Raw genomic sequence first — 19,121 nt, 5'->3', positions numbered from 1 at the left:
CGTTCCGCCAGCCGATCGTTACCTAGCCCGCAAATCGATCACTAAACCGCCATGTGTCCGTTGGGCTCGTAAGCCAAACAAGCTGCGTGGCGGTGCCTCAAGCGTCGAGAATCGTTTATTGTCCGCCATCGCGCTACCCACGCACGACACGGGCGATCGCGCGGTAAATGCCTCTGTTCCAGTCGATTTTGTCGGCCGGTATTGCCCGGTGTTCCGCCGGCGCGATCGGTCGTCGACGACTTGTGCGACTTTATCGCTCGGCAGGAATGCGCCGAGGATTCTTCCAGGGTATCCACGGCTAACAAGCACCGCAAGGAACTTGCTTTACGTCGAAACGACTAGCCGCACGGCGGACGCCCGCACCCGTCCTACGACCGGCACAATAGGAAGGTTCGGGAGACGCCTTGGCTGGGGCGTACATCGCGGGAAAGTGTCAAGGCGAGGCCCTGTGCAGAGCTGCTTTGGACTCCCGCAGACAACCCCGCCGGGCAGTGCGGCGCAGCCCTCGCGCCGGGTCAGCACCAAGCCAGGCCGATGCCGCGCCGGGTTCTCGTAGAGCCGTGTGGCTAGTTGTCCGACCCGAGCGAACCAAAGGTCAGATCCGAATCGTCGTCATCTCCGTCCAACAAGCTGACACTTTGCGAGTGTTCGGCGAACACCTGCGAGCGGGCCACCGCGGCGGAAACTGCGCTTGAATCGCTGCCGGAACCACTGGACGCCGTGGTGGACACCGAGCGGGCCGCCACCGACGCCTGAGCCACCGAGCCGGTTGACCATTCTGTATTGGCCGAAATCGGATCGGCGAAGCTGTCGGAAGCAAACACCGAGTCGGCCGCCGCAGCCTGAGCCGCCGGCGCCGACATGCTGCTGGCCACCGTCGACGACATACTGACAATCGACGATTGCACGCTGCTCGTGGCCACCGTGGTGACAGCTGGCGCGGCCGTGGCTTGGGCCACGACAACCGGTTGCTGCGTCGTTGTTGTCTGGGAGGGAGCCACGGCCTGGCTCGCGCTCACTTGCTGAACTGCCGTCACCTGCTGCGAGGCCATTGTCTCTTGTGAGCCCGTTGGCTGCGAAGCAGGCGCCATCGCGAAGTGGGCCTGCTGTCCCGTCACAACGGTCTGGTTCGGAGCAACGCTCGGGCCGAACTGGTTGTAGTACGAGACCTCGGCCACGATATCGCCCAGGTTGAAGAACCCGTCGCCGTTGACGTCGATGTACGGCCCCGTCGAAGTCGGGAACGCAATCGGGTAGGTCGGCCCGAACAAACCGACCTGACCTATGCTGTTGTAGGTCGTGATCAGGTTGACGATATCTTTCAGGTTCACGAAACCGTCGTTGTTGATGTCCGGGCTCCAGACGTCGGTCGCATCTTCTTGGAACAGGCTGTTTGGATTCTGCCAGATACCCTTGGGGATGATCAGGCTGGCCTGGCCGTAGGTGGCAACCACAGGAGTGCTCGTACCCGAAATCAACGTCGTATGGCCGGCGCCGGTGGCGGGGGCGGTCGCAAAATTGACGATGGTTCCATTGGGGAGGGCACTCGCCGAAACGGTTCCCGTGACCGAGAAGAGCAGCTCCGGCGTCCCCGGCGAGCTGGGGGCGCCGCTGAGCGAGCCGCCCGCCTCGTCGATATCGGTCTGGCCGCCGGCGTTCGGCGTACCACTTTGACCGTTGGGGAAGGCGATGACCAACGAATTCGCTACCCAGCTGACCAGGCTGTTATCGTGCGTCAAATCGGCGAAGGCCTGGGTCACGCCCGTCGCTCCCACCGCACGCGTGTCGTTCACATAGACCTGGGCCACGAAGCTGGCCCCCGGCAGGACCACGTAGTTGCCGTTGACGATCGGTAGCGGTTTGCCGCTCGAGGGATCGGCCAGGACCACCGTGTAGGCCGTGGTCGGCTGGATCGCGACCTTGTAATCTTCGACCTCGCCGTCCTGTCCCAAACCCGTGTAGGAGAGGCCGCTCTCGCTACTGAGCCGGAAGCGGGCGTAGGTGGTCGTAATGTTGGTGACGGGCACCGCGAAGTACAGCGTCTGAGCACCGGCATTCAGCGTCGTTACGGGCGTGCCGGTGAGCTGCGGATTGTTGTAGAAGACGAATTGATCGCCGGCGTCGGCCCAGCTGCCGTCTCCCTTCCAATCGATCCAGGCGTTGAGATTGCCACCCGACTTCGACGCGGTGACGACTACCGAGCCGACGGTGCCGGGCACCAAGGTGCCGAATACGACTCCGTTGCCCAACTGACCGTTACCGGCGTTGACATTGGGCTGGCCGTCGGCTGACGAGCTTTCACTCGAGCCGAGGAACAGGCCGTCGCCGTTGACGATGTTCCGCGCGCCGTTCTGAGCGAGCGTTGTCGGATACGGCGCCGGTGCCGTACCGAAGTTCATCGATTGGATCGAGACTTGGAAGATCGTCAGGCCGGCCGTGTTACCCGAGTCGCTATTGGGGTTCAGCGGATTGGCCGAGAGATCCTTAATGGCGTTGGGACCCGAGTTGGCCACCACGATCGTATAGGAGTGGCCGCTGGCCCAGCTGCCAATCGTCGGCGTGAATCGCGCGATGTGGTTGACGGCGTCGTACGTAAAGACGTATTGATTGCCGTCGGTCAACAAATCCTGCGGGAAGTTGGCGGGATTCTGGCCGGCCGGAACGTCCATGTAGACGGCAAAGCTGGCCGTGGAAACCGTCGAATCGTCGACGCCCGAACCGGTGCCATCGCTGAGCTGAATCTGGAAATTCGGCAGCGGACCACCACCGTACAGGACACTGTTCAGCGTGGGATCCTGATCCGTCGCACCGTTGTCGGCCGGGTTGAACAGCGCGGCCGTGGGCGCGGTGAAATCGCTGCGATCGAGCGCACCACGATCGATGAAGATGTTACTTCCGCTCGATCCGCCGCTGGACTGCACGTTCGGGTCGGCGATCCTCAGCTTGCCCGTCTCGTCGGTGGCCGGAGCAATAATGGGGAAACCGACGACCACGCCGTTGACCACGCCGATTCCCACCGGGCTATCGACCGCCGTCATGGCGGGGCGATCGGCGAGCGTCTGCGTCGAGCTGTCGATGGCCAGGTTCGGCAAGCCCGAGCTGTTGGATTCGAGCAGGTTGAAATTATGCTGCGTCGGGTTGACGAACAAGGGCGCAGCGGCCGAAGGCGTAGCGGCCGAGAATCCCAAGCCCGTGCCCACTGTGTTCTGCGTGTTGCCTTGATACAAGTTCGATCCGAGCACCGTCGTCGAGCTCGACGGATCGACGATCACGCCGATCGACAAGTTGGCGAGGATGTTATTGAGCAAGGTCGGGCTCGAGTTCTTCGAGACCGCGATGCCCACGCCCGAGCCGCCGCCGTAGATCGTGTTATTGACAATCTTCCCGAACGCAACGACCGCGGTCGGGATGATGTTGCCCTGCGAGTCGGTATCGGCGTCGCCGGTGAAATTGATGCCGGCCGTTCCGGCACTGTCGATGATGTTGTTCTCGATCACGACGCCCGGCACGAGACCCAGGCCGAACGTGAAATTCTTGCTTCCGGGGAACAGCGGACCTTGCGGCACCGCCACGGACTTTTGATTGACCGAATTGTTGAGCGTGAGCAGGTTGGCCGCCGACTGCTGCTGCGCGTCGGTGGCGTCGCGCACCGCCGGCGTGACGTTGATGCCGTAATTCGAGGCGTTGCGGATATCGTTGTTGGCGATGATCAATTCACCTTGCGCCCGTACCGGGTTGACGTCGCCGCGGTTGTCGTACTTCAGCACGGTGATGCCCGGGACGCCGTTCGACAGCACCTGCGCGCCGAACAGGTTGATCTGGTTGCTGGTGGGCGGCCCGTTCGGCTGCGGACCAGTGCCATTCCAGCCTTGGATCGAAGCTGATACTCCGAACAGCGAACTGGTCTGACTGTTGATCGCCTTGAGAATATTCGTCGCGACCGTGTTCGGGCTGTCCGCGGTCGTGAAAAGGACGGCGTGATTACCGTCGGGCAGTAGTTGCCCATTGGTAGTGACGGTACCGCCCTTGAGAACGTATTCGAACGTGCGACTGTAAACGCCATCACTCAGAGTGAATGTATCGCCGGCCACGATCTGCGGTGATGTATTGAGCAATCCCACGGAATTGCTCACGTCGACACTCACCTGCGCCGTTTGCGAAGTCGTGGGAATCAGGAAAATCTTGCCCGACGGGTCGAGCACCGCCCGCACACGGAACGAATTGCTTGTTTGCGCATTGATGGTGTTGACGATCGTTTGATTGAGTTGATTCAGCTGCACTTGCGTGAGCGGAACCAGGGCGTCCTGATTGAGCGAGAAGAACGGAATACCGACATTGCCCGAGGCGACGCCGTTGGGAATGTAGTCAATGATCGGATCAAGCGGATTGCTCGTGTCGATCGGCAAGGTCTCGGAGTCAAACTCGAATGTCTTCGAATTGCCAAAGCCATCGCTGATGGAGAATGTGGCGGGCGCCGATAGATTCGCCGCAGGATTCTCATACAGGGAGAAACTAAATGCCGGAATGATCAACGAATCGAGATCCATCTCGACCATGCCCGGCGCGAGCATCGAATAGTTCGTTTCGGACCGGTCGCTGCCCAAGAGCAGTTTCGTGGGATCGACGGCGATGGCGTTGCTGATACCGAACTGGGTGGTGGCATATTCCTGGCCACGGCGGATCGACAACTCGTACGCGCCCACCAGCGATTGCGTGGCCGAGCCAGAGGGCGGCTGCGGAACCGTGAAAAACGTCGTGATCGAATTCAGCGTCGTCGGATCGGTCGACTTGTTGAGCGTGTTGGGGTCCTGCGTGACCATTTCGCCGCGGCCGGCCAGCCCCACCTCGATGTCGTCGATGGCCAGGCCGGCTTGAATGCCGGCGCTGTTATTTCCGCCGTTGGCAAGGTAAGCCTGGTCGTTCGCGCCCGTAGCCACGTACGTGAATTTCAGCTTGATATTCGAATCACCGGCAAACTGCGACAGATCGATGCGCGCTTGTCGCCAGGTGTCGATAATGCCCTGCGTCGGGTCGGCCGGGTTGACCAAGGGGGCGTTGAACAGGAACTGATTTCCTTGCAGCGGGTTGCCCGAGCCGGTGTTGGAAAATACCGACTGATATTGGGCCATGTCCGAAGACTGGTTGCTGGCCACGACCTTCCAGGTGGCGCCGCCGTCGGTCGAGACCGACACCTTCGCAATGTCCGCTCCTGATTCTGTCGACTGGTTCCAGCCGGCCGACAACAAATAGTTGAAATACAACGTCGGCACGTCGTTGGCCGAATAGCCGTCCAGGCTGAACGAATCGGTGATCAAGTCGCCGTGCGCTCCTCCCGGCGCCGAGTCATTGTTGCCGATCAGCAAATGCTGCAGGCTGTTCCTGGTGACTTCCGCCGGAATGGGCCATTCACCCGCGTTGTACGCCGTGAGCGCCTGCTGCTCGTTGGAAAGATTAAAGCCGTACTGGGCATTGGGCGTGCCCGGAAGCGCGCCGGTAATGAGCGAAGTCGGCGAGTCGAACTGCGTCAGCGTCGGGTACGAGAGGTAATGGAACGGAGCGGTCGCCGGGCTGTTGCTCTCGTAGTCTTCCAAACCGAAGTAGTAGCTGGCGCCGCCCGCCACGTCGGTGTTGTTTGTGCCCGGGAGATTCGTGCCCAGGTCGCGGCTGTTGTCCGGAGCGGCGTTGATTCCATGTCCCGGATCGGTCGCACCCAGGGTCGTCGGATGCCAGAGATTCACGTCGACGGGCGAAAAAGCCAGGCCCTGTACGTTGTGAATCCCGGTGCTCAGGTGATTGGCGCCGTTGGGCCACAGGTTCACCGTCGCGCCACCGACCTTCGAAGGTACGGAAGTGACGATCCCGCCGGCACCGTTGTTGAGCGTGGTGTCGATGGCGTAAATATCGCCGGTGGTGGTGATGGCGAACAAGATATTCGACAGGTCGCCGCCGAAGCCGTCGCCGTTGATGTCCAGGTCTTGGGGGGGCGCGCACAGGCCAGCGAACTGGACGTTTATGCCCAACGTGCTAATGCTTTTGACGATGCCCTGCGGCGGGTTCCCGTTGAAAAAGATCGAGTCGAATTCGGTGTTGATCGAAATGAACTGGCCGCTGGCCGTAACGCCATATACCGCCTGACCTCCTTCTGGTAAGCCGAAGGTATTGATAGGCGCAGTGCCACCATTGACGCCAAACGCCCCAATAACGGTGAGGAAGGCGCCGTCTTGCTCGGTGGCGATGTTCAGGTTATTGGGGTTGATGTTCGTTTTCGACGGAACGAGTGAATCGAGCACGCCCTTGACCTTCGTGGCGACCGTGGCGGCATCGTCGGTCGGCGAGATCAATATCGGAATGTTCGTGCCGGTATTCTCGCCTTGGGTGAAGATGAACTCGAACTTGTCGGTGTGAGAAGAGTCGGAAATGCTGAAGACCGCGCCGTCGTCGATTTGTGACGCGGGCGGGAATTGGATGATCACGCCTTGTTGTTGCACGGTCGCCAGTCCGGTCACTGTGCCAACATCGCTATTCGTGACATACTCGTTCCCCGAGAAGGGAACGTAATTCAGCTTGGTGGGATCCATGTACATGGTGCCGTCGTTCGGCCCGTACGTTCCCGCGCCATTGAGCGGCACGGGATTGAAGATCGTGTTGCCGGTGGCAGTGCCATTGGTTGGATTCACCAGGTACAAGTGCGAGACCCCGAAATTGTCCGTCACCGCGTAGTAGGCGTAGTAATGGTCGGTGTCGGAGGAGTCGATGGTGCCGTGTCCCACGCCGGTGTCGATGAAGGTCATCCCGCCGACCGCCTGTGTGGGATCGGTGGTGACCGCGTTGTTAGGAACTTTTGGCGGCGGAGGCGGAGTCGTCGGTGAGAACTGTGGGATCTGCCCGGCCGCAATATTGTCAGGCCCGTCAACGTAAGCCAGCGCATTCGACGGATCGATGAGGACCGTATCGCCGCCGTTCGCGTTAGGGGTCAGAATCGTCTGATCGCCGAATAGCAAACCGTCGCTGCGCATCGTGATCGTGCTGGTGGCCGCGATGTTGCCGCCGCTGACGCTGGGAATTCGGCCGATGGGGTTGCCGTTGTTGTTGATGGCGCCTGTCGCGGCATTCACCGAGAACAACTGGGTGGGAACGGCGTTATCGTTTTCCGCCGCGATGAGCAAGGGCACATCCCCCAGCCCATAAGACACCACGTTGGCCGCGAGCGCGTTAACGACGGAGCTGGGCTGATTCGGATTGGGATTGTTAATAAACGCCGGCGCAATCGGCAGGATCGACGTCGTCGTCGGATTGATCGTACTACCATCCGAAGTGGTGTAGCCGCCACCGGGATTGAGCGGCAACTGCGACAGCGCGCCCGAGCCAGCGGGAACCGTGGGATCGATATGATCCTCGACGATCCGCGTCACGCTATCCACCGGCTCCATGCGCTCCAGCGACAAGGCCAATGGGACCGTCGGTAAGGACGGATTCGCGATCGCCTCGGGGCTGTTGGCCGCAGGCAGGAACGTCTGCGACAGGTCCGTGGGCAGCTCCGCGTCCGAGCTGATGGCGACGTAGTACGTCTTACTCGCGCCCACCGGCAACTGAACCGTACCCAGGAACGGATCGAGCGGACTCGACGAGCCCGTCGAAAGGTTTGATTGCGCCGAAGCGGTGGGGGTCGGCTGGTCACCCACGTCGTTCGAGTTGCGGCTGATGTAAATCAAGTTGCCCAGCGCGTCGAAGACCGACAGCGTGAGGTCCGGGCGGGCGGTGCCGCCGGCATAGTCGATGTCGAACATCGTGGCCCACGACTGGTTGGCGTCGGTACCCCCTTCGATCGCTTGCACGTCCGCGTAGTCGAGCGTGAACTTGTACCACTGCACCTGTGCCGCGTTGACCAACTGGCTGGAAACGCTGATGATGTTCTGGTCGCTCGTCAGCAGGTTACCCAGGTCCTGCGCGCCATTGAACGTATCGTTCGAGATCCCGTTGACCAGGCTGGGATTGAAGACTTGCGTAGAAGTGCTGGTCAGCGGCGAGCTGTCTGGCAGCCCTTGCACGTTGATGGCTGTCGTCGCATTGCGGATATCGGCGAATTGGACGGTGCTGCCTGCCACCTCGGGCTGTTCCTGCAGGCGGATCTGCAGCGTGTATTGGCCGCTGGTCTGCCCGTTCTTGCTCAGTACGCGCACGTAGTAGGCAAACGTCTGCCCGGCGGTTCCCGGCAAGGTCACCCGCATTCCCGCGTCCATCTGGTTCTTGCTGTACAACTCCGCGTTGACGCCGGTCGGATCGGGCTGGAAGTCGTTGGCCAACGACGGAACGCCGCCCGAGAAATTGCCGAGCGCCAGTGGCTGCGGATTTGGCGCGTAGGTCGTCGTTGAGGTCGAATACGCGTTCGGATTGATCGCCAGATTTTCCTGTTGCATCAACCCCGGGGTCGTCAGTTCGGCGTAGGCGTTGTCGCTCTGTGCCACGACGGTCGTCGACCCGTCGCTGGCGACTTGTACCAGTTGCAAAACCGTATCGAGGGACGATGTGGTGTTGGAAATCTGCATCCACACTTCCGTACCGGCCGTACCCTGGAACGAATAGATGTCCTGATCCGCCGGGTTGTCGTAGCTGATTGAGCCGTTGACCGTGAAACCCAGGCGCAGATTCTCGTCGCCGTTCAATTGGTCGGGGGCCAACGAACCGAGCGATTGCGCCGTGGTAATCGCGCCGTTGGTATCACCGGTCGAACCGGTATACGACGGCTCCAGCTCGTTGACCAGGGCGACATTGCGGTCATTGGCGTATTGCGTGAGCGTGATCCCCTGCCAGGCGCCGGCCCCGGCCGTGCTCGAGGTATTCCACCCCAACAGTTCCATCGCTCGAATGTCGGTCTGCTGGATGTGCTCGCCGTTGAGGATGACAGGGTCCATGATGCCGATCGGCGTCGTGGACGAGAGATCACCACGGTACTCCCAGTGGCTGGCTTGGAAGTCGGTACCGGTCGAGAGCGGGATATCGCCCGCCGTCGAACCAGGAACCATCAACGAAGGATTGTCGAACTCTCCGCCGTCGTAAAAGACCTGCGTGCCCACGGCCGTGGACTCGAGCAGGCGCGGCGCGTTGGTGAAATTCGTAGCCCCCTGGCCCGGCGCCAAACGGAACATGTCGAGCGGCGTCATGCTGACTTGCTTAACGCCCCCCACGATGTCGTCGACGGCGCTATCGAAGCCCAGCGCGTGGCCGATCTCGTGAGTCGCTACGGCCGTGAAGTCGACGTCGCCCGCCGTCGTGCCGTCGGAATTAGTGAAATCGAAGGGGAAATCGAGGCTGAACTCCATGGTCGCGTCGACCGGCGTCTTGCCATCGACCTTCGACACCTGCGTCGGCAGGACATTCGGACTGAAGCCCAGGGCTAGCGCCTCGGACCGGGCCACTTGCATGCTGCTGTTGAGCGTATAAGTATTGTCCGGGAACGTCGTTTGAAGCTGCGAGAACGTCGGCAGCAGGCTTAGGAATTGGTCGTCCGATTGCTCGTTGGCGATCATCGCCGAGCGCACCTGGTCGTAGTCGAGCGATGCGAACACGGGCAACGTGTCGCCAAGCACGTCCGTCGGCAATCCATGAGCGAAGCTGACGTCGATCGTGATCGTGACGGGCGTGTGAATGACCGCGGCCCAGGCGGCAGCCGCCTGCTGCAAAGCCGCGCGGGCAGCAGTCGGCACCGTCGAGTCGAATTCGAATTGAATATTGAGCGACGGAGTCGGCGGTACCGTGACGAGCACCGGATTGCCCGACAGGTCGACGCCGGCCCCCACCGTGTTGTCGCCCAGCGAAGTGAGGACGACGGGATGACCCGGCGTGCCAAGAATCTGCAACGTGCCGCCGATGCGGTTGGAAATGTCGAGGGGCTGTCCGCCGGCGGTGAAGCCGGCCGTTTGTCCGGCGAGCTTGACGACCAGGCTCTGCGTGGGACTGCTCTTCAGCTCGAGGCCGCCGACGCTCTCGAAATTCGGGATGTCGATGTTGCTTAGCAAAACGTGCGTGATGTCGGTATCGTCCCAGATTGACTGCGTATCGAGCGTGGCGCCACGAACCTCCATGGCGTTCATATCGTTGCCCTGCAGCACGTTCAACCGCACGAGCGGACCATAATTGTCGTCAAACTGCGTGAAGCGCCCGAGCGTTCCGGTGCTGCGCCCCCAATCGGGGACGTTTTCCGCGTTGAGACTGTTGGCATTGATGCTGATCGCATCGCCTTTATTGTTGCGGATGATGTTGTTGACGATCACCGGCTGAGCACCGATGACGTAAATTGCCGCGGCCGCATTCGAGCCACGGCCATTGCGATTCGTGGAGTCGGCGCCGCCGGCGTTGTTTTCGATGACACTATCGGCGATACGCACCGTGGCCTGGTAGATTTCCACGGCATTGAAGTCGGCGAAGCCGCCCTCGATCGACGACATGCCGCCGGCATCCGTAATCTCGACGTGATCGAAGCTGCCCGTGGAAATCGGATTGAAGAAGAAGCCCGACCAGTCCCCGGCATTGCCGATGCTGCTGAAGTTGCCCGTCGTCGCGAACACCCCGCCGGCGCCGTAAGTGTCGTCAAATAGCGAGGTGAAGATGATCGGCTTGGCCGAAGTCCCCTCGGCAATGAGCTGCGCGCCCATGCCGACTTCAATGCGCGAGTTGTTACTCTTGACGATCACGCCGGGATCGACCACCAGGTTGCCGACGCCGCCGCCGGCGCTGAGGCGCGCTTGACCATCGGCATCCGCGAGGGTGGTGTCGGTAACCTGGCCATTGGCGTCAAGGGCCACGTTCCCGCCGGTTTCCCCTTGCACCTCCAGGTTCTGCGACAGCACGTACACGATGTCGGTCGAGGCCAATTGAGCCGTGACGTCCAAGACGTCGATCGGTTCGCCAGCATTCACTCGAATACGAATGAACAGGCCGTTGATGCTGTCGCGCGCCAACACGTTGCCATGCACCAGCGGACCGGCCCGATTGTAGTCGGCGATGAAGGTTCCGCCTTGCGCGGCACTGTTTCCCTCGACCAGGCTGAATTGGAAGCTGTCCGGATCGGCGCTGATCGCTGCATTGCCGTTGTCGTGAATGTTGTTGTCCAGGATCGTGGGCCGCGAGGTGACCAGGTCGATCGGCGTGTATACCTGCTGCTGGCCGACGACGTTCACCGGACCGCCGCCGTAAGAAATGTCGGCGTGCGCCACGTAGTTCAAAAAGACGCCGTTCTGCTCGTAATCCGAATCGTTCTGGAATACCAGGCCACCCCAATCACCCGGTAGCGGCGTCGTGTGCAGCGGATTGGTGTCGACGCCGATCGACTCGTTGTTATCGGAAGTGAAGTACACACTTTGGTGCGGCGTTCCCAGGACTTGAATGGCGCCGCCGCTGCGGTTGTCACCCTGTGCGAAGGTGCCGGCATTCACATTCGCGCCCTGCAGCTTCAGCACGGCCCCGGCGTCGATCATCACCGTGACGCCCTTGGGCACGTTGAAGGTCGTGCCGTCGGATAGCGGATTGCCGAGCGAATTGCGACCGATCTCGTAAGCGACATCGTCACCGAGAGTCGAAACGTTGCCGTCGGCTCCGCCGTTCCCTTCGATGCGGAGGATCACTTCCTTCGTGCCGCCGGCCGAAAGGCTCGTGGCGGCCGTGAGCGCGGTTGCCAGATTATTGAAGGGGCTCGTGAGGCTGCCATTGCCGCCGGCTGCCGCGGTCTTGTCGACGAAAATTGTGTTCGACGAGTCGCCGACCTGGAACCAGAAGTTGAAATCCCCGCCCGCGATCCCATCCAGGTCGCCATCCAGCGCCTGACCGCCGATGTCCGTCAACTGCTTGTCGGGCGGAATCGGGTTGAAGCTCAAGCGCAGGTCGTAGAAACCCTGGGTCGTGCCGCCATTGCCGCTCAACGGCACGTTCGGATTGAAATCCGTGTTGCCCGTGCTGGTGACGACGATGTAGTACTGCCCAGACTGCAAGGGGACATTGATGTACGAGTCGGAACCGAAATAGTCGTCGTTGCGGGCAATCATATTGCCCGAGCTATCGTACAACGTCAGCACCGTGTTAAGCAGACTGCTGACCGGCGCGCGCTGCGCGATCGTCTCAGCGGAGAATGTGCCCGAGTGCTCGAGCGAGAAGCTGTAGACGTTGATATCGCTGCCGTCGGGGCGGTACAGGTACTGCCCGTCCATGATGTCGAAGTTGCCCGGCAGCACCGGCTCCGGCGTGTTAGTGATCGGGTTGCCGCTGGTATCCGTCGCGGCGCCCGAGCTGCCCATGACTTGCAAGCCGGGCAGGTCGTTTGACTGGTTCAAGCCCAGGTAGTGACCAATCTGCTGCATGGCCTGCTGGAAATAGGCGCCGCCGTATTCGCTTGCTCCCCAGTCGGTGAGATTGCTGACGATGGCAACAGGGATGGTCGTAACGGTGTTGTCGTCGCCGGTGATCTGACTGAGCCCCTCGATGCCGTTCAGGCTCGTGACCGGAATGTACGAGGCGACGGCCCGCGTGTCGCCCGTGGCGATCGTCAAACCCTGCGTCGCGGTTTCGACGAATTGCACGCCGAGGTAATGCCCCCACAGCGTGAAGATGTCGCGCACGTCCTGTTCTTGCTGCGCCGTGATCTGATTGATCAGCGGATTGCCCAACGGATCGGTGCCATAGATGGCACGGAAGTTGTAATAGAGCGTCGTGATCCCACTGGCAGCGGAGTCGGGTCCGAAGGTAGCCTGCGGACTGACTCCCGAACTTGGATCGATGTTGGGCGAACTGTAAAAGTGATTCGAATCGTCGATCGTATCGATTGCCGGAATCTGGCCCGTCATCGGCGTGTCGCTCGAAGTCGGCGCCGGCTGATTCTGCTGGCCCGGATCGGTCACGCCTCCGGGATAAAGGAGCGGGTCGCGCAGGGGATCGTCGGGATTGTTGGGATCGGGGGCTGCAATCTGGGCGTTGGTGAGCAGCGTACTATTGGAGACCAGCGTGTTGGCCGAATCGAGCTGGCCAACCGGAAACGCTCCGCTGAAGGTCGTGAACCCGGCGATCGACGGGAGTTTCGAGCTGTTCCCGACATCGACCGTCGACGTGCCGCCATTCACGGCATCGTCGCCGATGCGCAGACGGAACGTGCCGGTCCCGCTGCCGAGCTGGTCGAGCGCTTTCGAGAACGTCAGCGTCGCCATGTTCGACGTCGAGTCGTAGACAACCGACGTGGGATTGTACGTGACGTCGTCCGCCGTTGTGGCCGTGCCACCGTTGGCGCCCGTGAAAATCAACTGAAACAGCGAAGGATCGAGGTTGTTCGTCCCAGGCAGCGTCTGTAGCGTGTCGTTCGTAAAATAAACCTGAATCTGGTTTGCCGCCTGCGTCAGCACTCCGTTAACGCGCGTCACCGGTTGCGGCACGACGGCTGACACCTGGGCGCCGTAGTTGAGCGAGAACTTGAGCGACTGAGGATTGCTGACCGATTGCCCTGAAGTATTCTTCAGCGCGCTGGTGACCGAGATTTGATAGGTGTCATCAGGAAGCGTGTTCAGAAAACGAATCACGACCTGGTTGGTCTGCTCGGGAATCCCCTCGAAGTAATCGTAGGACTTGGTGGCCACGGGATTCGACGGCTGCGCGACCAGCGCAATGTCGTTTGAATTGCCGATGATGCTGTCGCCATTCGCGCGCACGATCTGAATTCCGGCTGCCAGCGTCGTGGGGTCGATGGTCTGGCTGCTGTCGAAATTCAGGATCAGTTGCTGCGGAGCTTGCGTGAAGGCGGTCGGATGGTTGGGATCCGTGCTCAGCGAGGCGCCGTCCGTGGGGATATTGCTGATGACCGAAACCAAGGTCGGCGCAATCGAGAACAGCAAGCGCTCTTCGAGCGGTTCGATGAACAGGTTGGAGCTGCGCCGCGCTAGCGTGGCACCTAGCAAATCCTTCTTCTTACTAAAGAGCGCCCGGCGCGCGCGAGACAATTGCCAGAAACCCACGGAGAGGCCCTCCCCTGTTGACCCGCATCCCGCCCACCGCAGGGCCCTGTTGAGGCTCTGTTCCTTATCGGGGACGGAAAAAATTGAAAGTTCTACCGAATATCCGCTGGGGTGGCAGAATAGTCAATTAAAAAGTTAAAGTTTGCGAATCGCGAAATTGCGGCACTCTCCGCGTCACCCCCCGCCTTGCTTCGCTCGCGCTAAACGGTCCTCGGAGACGATTCGCCCCCCGATTTCCGAAGCTGACGCCCCCTGCCTGGCAGCCGTATGCGCAGTTTCCGTCCAGGGGCTGCCGACAGTCCTCCCGCGGGCATGCAAACACGACCGCGCCTCGTAACTGCCGCGGGCAGAATGAGGGACCGTGGAAAGCTACGTGCCCCGCATCACTCCGGAAAGCGCGGGAGACTATGCCGGGAGCCCCCGATTCTTTGGAAGAATCGGATCATTCGGACGATCTGGCATATACCGCACAACCGTCAGAACTGGCACGGCCGGCCGACGGTTTGGACTTTCATCGGGGGGTCAATAGGCATGATCCGCGTCGCAGTTTTGATAGCGGCCATTGCCCAGTTCGCTGTGGTCGCCTGGGGACAATCCCCCCGGGCCCCCACTCCGACCAAGGGCGTGGTCGACTCGTATTACCTCAAACGGCAGCAAGCGAAAGCTGCGGCTGTCGAGAACACGCCGGCCGCGGCGATCAGCCAGGTATCGGCGCCCTCTCTGGGCCCCTCGTTTGGCTTCGGAGCGGACGAGTCCGCGGCTTCGGAGCTTATTGATCCTCAGGTCGCCGTACTTCCGCAATCGGCGAACAACCGCATCAATGCCTTGATGGCAAGTACACAAGGGAATGTCCCCGCGCCGCAAATGATGCACTACGCATCCACGAACAACGACTACTCCGCAGGCGAAGAGGTGCCATCAGCACCTCAAGCCGGCGGCGACGAGGAATACGTCGACGGCGACTGCGACGGCTACGGTTCGCCGCAGCAAATGAGCAGTTTCATGGCGGCGGTCCGCTCCGTGCCTACGACCAACGTCTTGTGGAACGAGATTTACTCGTGCCGCTCGATGTGGGCCGATTTCGACTACCTGGGCTTCTGGGTCAAGGGAAATCACGTTCCCCCCTTGGTCACCACCAGCCCGCTGGGCACTCCGCAAAACCAGGCCGGCGTTCTGGGCCAGCCGGGTACGAGCATCCTGTTCGGCGACCAACGGCTGAATACGGACATGCGCAGCGGCGGCCGCGTTACCCTGGGCGCATGGCTCGTGGGCGACGTGCTGGCCGTGGAAGGTAATTACTACGCCCTCGGCACCGAGACGACGAACTACAACGCCACGTCGATCTTCAGTAACGGATCCACGTCGGACCCTATCTTGGCCCGTCCCTACTTCAATCCAGCCCCGCCGACACTCACGCCGCCGCCGCCGCATTTACCGGCGCAGCCGCCGGCCCAATCGGCGCTGCTGGTAGCGTACCCGAACTTCGTGGGGCCGGGCGGTGGCACGTTGAATCTCGACGGTAGCATCCATATCACCTCGTCCAGCTCGATCCAGTCGGCCAATGTGCTGCTCAAACGCTTGATCGGCGTCAACCTGCTGCACGACCATCGCATGTTCCTCGTGGGCGGCTACCGCTGGTTCCGCACTGAGGAAGGCATTCAAATTCAGGACAACATCAATACCGTCGGTGGCGGACTGCCGGCTGGCGCAGGCTTTCAAAACCTGGATAGTTTCGGGGTAAAGAACAATTTCAACGGTGGCGATATCGGGCTGTTCAGCGATATCCGCAAGGGCCGCTGGGTGCTGGAAACGACCGGCAAGATCGCCCTGGGCAACATGAATGAAATCGTCAACATCGACGGGTTCACGCGCGTTCGCACCGGCACCACATCGACCGACTATGCCGGCGGCCTACTCACACAGCCCAGCAACATGGGCGTCTATCGCCGCAACCAGTTCTCGATGATTCCGGAGCTGAACCTGAAGCTCGGCTATCAGATCACGCCCGGCTGGCGGGCCACGGTCGGTTACAACTTCACGTACATCACGCGGCTGGTACGACCGGGGAACGAGATCGATTTCGTCGTCAATCCGCCCTATACGCCCGGTGCGCCGCAAGTCGTCGCACGGCCGATGTTCCTCAACAACCCGACCGACATGTGGCTGCAGGGCTTTACGACCGGCTTCGAGTATCGCTGGTAGTGGACAGCCGCACTTCGACAATTGAGGCGCGGCGCGCACGGCTTCTCTTACGACTGTCGATAGGGCCGATTTTAGAAGTACGGCCACCAGAACATATTCGGGTTGACGTCACCTTCGCCGAAGTTGTTATTGGTTCCGGCGACGCCGTTCCCCAGATCGATCGTGAATTGATCCTGGACGGACGCATCGCCGCCTTGAGTGCCGATGTGATCGAGCCCCTCAAGGAAGATCAACGGCTGCGTCTCTTTGATGACGTAATGCCCTGCCACCAGGTGGCTGAACACGTACGAGCCGTCGGCCGCGGTCGTGGTCGTCAGACTCACTTGCTGACCGAAGATCGTCGTACCCGTCAGAGCAACGGTGACGCCGGCATATCCCGTTTCGCCCGCATCGCGCAGGCCGTTGCCGTTGATGTCGTGATAGACAAATCCCGACAGGCTGCCGGTCGCCGGCGGCAGAATCGTGCCGAGCACGGCGAGCTGTGACTGGCCGCCGGATAGCGTGGCGTTCGTGGCCGCCGACAGCACGAACTGGAACGTCGTGGGCGGCACTTCACTCGGATCGAATGGCAGAGCGATCTGCACCGTTTGCGTCGAGCCCGTGTTGCTTGGCAAGAACGTCAAGTCGCCCGAGGTGACTTGGAAATCGGTTCCCGGGATCGCGCTTTGCGGGCTGCTGGCGGTCGTCTCGTAGTGGACCGTGATCGTTTGCCCGCTGCCGGCCGAGACGGTCACGCTGAAGGTGGCAACATCTCCCTCGCTTCCGGAAGTCGGCTGCACCGTGATCGTGGGCTGCGGCACCGCCGACTGGATAACGGCTTGCGAGGAGTTCGCCGACTGCGACACGACGATGTTGTTATCCGCACTCGTAAGGACGACATGGAAACTCTTGTCGGCCTGGTTCAGGGAATTCCCGATCGCCTGCACCAACGGTACTGTCAGGTCCTGCGTGTTGGCGGGTATGGTGAACTCGCCGACGTTTTCATTGGCGGGCGTGCCGTCGAAATCGGGCAGGACGTAATCCGCGCCAGGTGTCGAGGCCGTATTGCCACCGACGGCATTATCGCTGCCGATGTCTTGCGTCGTATAAGTGACCGTGATCGGCACGGGCGACGGCTGGCTCAGGTGCACCGTGAAATTCAACGGCGTGGTGGCGCCGGCCGTGCTGCTGTTTGTCACCGTCACCGGCGAATCGATCGATACGAACGTCGGCTCGGTCGTCTGCAAATTGCTCAGGCCGATGAAATGCACTTGCGAGGCCGTCAATAGCGGCGAATCCAACGCCGGCGGATCGGCAAACACGGCGATCCCGAGCGGATTCAACGGCGTGCTGGTCGGCAGGCCTACGGTGATGTCCGAAGAGCCACCGCCCACAGCCTCGAGCTCGACTTGGAAGACAAGCTGCTCCTGGCTCCCTTGATTCCCCAAGTTTAACGAGGGGAAGCTGGTCGTGCCGGCAAAGGCGCCGACGTTGGCCAGGTTCGTTGGCGCCTGTCCATTCGATGGCGATTCGCTGAACTGATAATTCGGGGCAAAAGTGAGCGGGCTCACCACCTGGAACTTCGACGAGTCGAACGTGATCGTCGAATAGGCCTCTTCGACGCCCAGCGCGTCGCTCGTCGGTTGCCGCAAATCGGTCACATACTCGTACAGCCAGAACTTCGATCCGCCGGGAATCGTAGAGGGCAGCGCGCTGCCGTCGAGCGCCGTAGCCGCTAACCGTACCTGCACGATCGGTGGAATGTTGCTCTGCGTGCCGAAGTTGTACCCTGACGCAACCGTGCCGTTGCCAATCACGATCGAACTGATCGTGTCGACGCCCACTTGTGTGCCACTATCGTTGCCGATCGTGGAACTGGTGGGCACCAGGCCGTTACCGGGATCCGTTTCATGCACCGTGTAGGTGCCTGGCACGACATTAGTGAAGGCGTAAGTTCCGTCGGCGGCCGTGACCTTCGAGTCGACGACCTGGCTGGCCGCATTGAGCAACTGGACCGTGACGCCCGGCAGCGGCGAGTCGCCGGTGTTGAAGGAGTTATTGGCGTCGTTGTCGATGAATTCCGTGCCCGAGATTGTCCCGAATTGTCCAAGGGCGAAGTCGTATCCGGTGCCGGCCTGGCCCGATCCCAGCGCGATGGTCGAGATGGTCTGACTGTCACTGGCGGTGCCAACCGGCGAGCCATTGATCGAACCGACGTTGGCCGCCGTGGCAAACGCGCCGGCGGGGGGCGTTTCTTTGAGCGAGTAAGTTCCCGGCGCCAGACCTGTGAAGGAGAAGTTGCCGCTGGCGTCCGTCACTTTCGGTGAACCGACGGGGGTGTTGGTCGAGTCGAGCAGTTGCACGCTGACGCCGGCCAAAACGGTATCACCGGTGTCGAATGTCTGGTCGTTGTTCTGATCGACATAGGCGGTGCCCGACAGACCGACGGGCGCCTGCACGCCGAAGTTATAGTCCACGCCGGTCGAACCCGAGTCGAGAACGATCGAGTTGATCGTGTCCAGGCCGCTGGATGTGCCGCTTGAGGCGCCGTTCACCGTGCCGACATTCACGGCGGTTTCAAAGAAGCCGGTCGGCTTGACCTCGCCCACGGAGTACGTGCCCGGAGCGAGATTGGTGAACGAGTAGCTACCGTCCGCCGCGGTGATCTGTGGCGAACCAACCGCGTTGTGGGACGAATCGAACAGCGCGACGACTACGTTACCCAACCCCGAATCGCCGCTGTCGAAGGTACCGTCGCCGTTGCTGTCGACGTACACGCGGCCCGACAACGTTGCGGGCACGGGGGGCGCGTTGACGATCGTGACCGAGGCCGAGCCAAAGGTGAGCTGATTGGTGGCCAACGTCTCCGAATCCGAAGCGGTCTGCTGACCGGTGGCCGATGCCAGGATCGTCTGTTCGAGCCCGGCATTGAGAATTTCCGAGTTGAAGTTC

The 19,121-nt window shown here is 61.2% G+C and carries 3 protein-coding genes; 1 reads left to right on the top strand and 2 read right to left on the bottom strand.

Annotation, left to right across the window (positions count from 1 at the left end; translation table 11 throughout):
* Positions 1–566 precede the first annotated feature (566 nt).
* Positions 567–13,988: an NF038122 family metalloprotease gene (locus VHD36_00470; protein ID HVU85765.1), complete on the bottom strand. Its 13,422-nt coding sequence runs from the start codon at positions 13,986–13,988 to the stop codon at positions 567–569.
* Positions 13,989–14,519: 531 nt separating this feature from the next.
* On the opposite strand from VHD36_00470, the gene VHD36_00465 reads away from it, so the two are divergent.
* On the top strand, positions 14,520–16,190 hold the full coding sequence (locus tag VHD36_00465; protein ID HVU85764.1) for a BBP7 family outer membrane beta-barrel protein: 1,671 nt from the start codon (positions 14,520–14,522) through the stop codon (positions 16,188–16,190).
* A gap of 71 nt (positions 16,191–16,261) precedes the next feature.
* Here VHD36_00465 and VHD36_00460 read toward each other — a convergent pair.
* On the bottom strand, positions 16,262–19,121 hold a 2,860-nt coding region (locus VHD36_00460), incomplete at its 5' end, for an SdrD B-like domain-containing protein (GenBank protein HVU85763.1).

Source organism: Pirellulales bacterium, from assembly GCA_035546535.1.
Lineage (GTDB): Bacteria > Planctomycetota > Planctomycetia > Pirellulales > JACPPG01 > JACPPG01.
This window is presented reverse-complemented; position numbering and strand designations above follow the sequence as displayed.